Source organism: Microcoleus sp. PH2017_05_CCC_O_A, assembly GCF_020738785.1.
Taxonomy (GTDB): domain Bacteria; phylum Cyanobacteriota; class Cyanobacteriia; order Cyanobacteriales; family Microcoleaceae; genus Microcoleus.
The window spans coordinates 1-1,813 of sequence record NZ_JAEQCB010000303.1 but is presented as its reverse complement, the minus strand read 5'-3'; the positions used below and the strand labels follow the sequence as shown (position 1 = coordinate 1,813).

Sequence of the window (1,813 nt, the reverse complement as noted above, 5' to 3'; positions counted from 1 at the left end):
TTGATACTCCCCAGCCCGCTCCGGGACGGGGATTCTTGAAGAGTCCAAATGCGAACTTTCAAAGGCGAAATCAAAGCGCCTCTACTGACTCCTTCAAGACAAAGCCCTAAAGTTGCCGCTACTTTTCGCAAAATATTCGCAGCACCGTTGCAGTCTGCATTGATTTTGCTTCCATCTTTTGAACGATACAAGCCGCGACTGACACGTTTTCCAGATTCTTTCCACCCTTCAGGTTTTTCACCGAACTTAGGTAGTTCATCCTCATCCAAAAAACTCGCCTTACTCGTATAGCTTTCTTCAGTTTCAACAAATTGAATGCCATGTTGCTCGCAAAGTTGAGAAATTCTATCCTTTAATCGGGCTGTTGGAATTTGCACAAAACTTTGGTTTGTTTTACTTCCAAGATTGATTTCTTGACGCATTCCTTTGTTCCAGCCAAATACAACAGTGCCTATTTGGTTTTGCAGGCAATGATTCAATACTAATTTAGCTGCTTTATTGACGGCATCTCTAACTTGCCTATTCCGTTTCTCCGTAATCCTCCCTAATCGTTTAGACCAAAAGCCTTGAGGCTTGTTCTCTTTGATTGTTGCAACTCGTTTGTTATACCACTGATTTAATGATTTTAGGTGCAATCCATCTATAATCAAACTTGTTCCCACATTGGAAACACAGGTCAACCAATTATTTAATCCTGGGTCAATACCTAGAACTTTACTGGCATCTAATTCAACTGTTATTGGCTGAATTTTATAGACAAATTCAGCATAAAATTGCCCATTCCTCGGTAAGATGCGAATTTCTCGGATTTGGTCGTAATCTAAGTTTGACGGCATTGGTAGATAGAATTCACTAACTCCAAACCATGTTTTAACCTTACCTCCCAATGGAAACCTTAGTTGCCCGCTTTTCAACTTTACATCTGCCTTGGGAAACGTCGCCAGCTTGAGGCTATTTTTGCGGTATCCCGGCAGTTTAGGGTGTTGCGTGACTGTACCATTTTTGACACCCTTAAGTAGTCCAATATACGACTGGAATGACTCTGCCACAGTTGTTAAAGTCTGTTGAGCTACGTGAGAGTACAAGGCTTTGAAGTGGAGATTGCCTTTTAACAGCCTGTGCAAAGTGGCTTTACTTGGAAATTTTCCAGTTTTGAAATACAATTGCCGAGAGTAGTAAAGTCCACAATTAGCTAACTTGTTTGACTCTTCACAAACAAATTCTAAGATGCTTTTTAAAGTTCGATCTGCGCTAATTAAATTTTGTTGGCAACCATAACTAGACATTTTTTTGATTCTCAATATACTGCTTGACTACCGAAATAGGTGCACCGCCAACGGTTGAAATAAAGTAGCTATTAGTCCACAACGTTGGCAATCGACTTTTTAGCCAAGGAAATTCTTGGCGGAGATATCGAGATGAGCGCCCTTTCATATACCGAATGAGTTTAGCAATCCCAAATTGAGGATCGCATTCGACTAAAAGGTGAACATGATCTGGCATCACTTCCATTTCAATTAATTCGCTCTTAAACTCAGTTGCAACCTCTAATAATATTTCCTTCAGACGGATATCGACGCCTTCAACTAGAACCTTGCGACGATACTTGGGACACCACACAATATGATATTTGCAAGAGTAGACAATGTTCTTGTTTGACTTGTATTTAATACTCATACTATAGTTATACAGCTTGATGCTGTATATGGTGCTGATTCTTTATTAAGCTTTGTTAAATACAGAAGGCGGTTGAAACCGCTACCGACTTATCCCCATGTCTAAAGCCAGGGGCTTGCGTCTCGCTCTTTGGTCA

2 protein-coding genes are annotated in these 1,813 nt (G+C 40.5%); both read right to left on the bottom strand.

Annotated elements, in window-relative coordinates:
* Positions 1-1,286: transposase (locus JGK20_RS34135; RefSeq protein ID WP_293194017.1), on the bottom strand; the 1,286-nt coding region annotated here is incomplete at its 3' end.
* Positions 1,279-1,677: an IS200/IS605 family transposase gene (tnpA, locus tag JGK20_RS34130; protein WP_293194019.1), complete on the bottom strand. Its 399-nt coding sequence runs from the start codon at positions 1,675-1,677 to the stop codon at positions 1,279-1,281. The genes JGK20_RS34135 and tnpA, both read right to left, overlap by 8 nt.
* Positions 1,678-1,813: the final 136 nt, after the last annotated feature.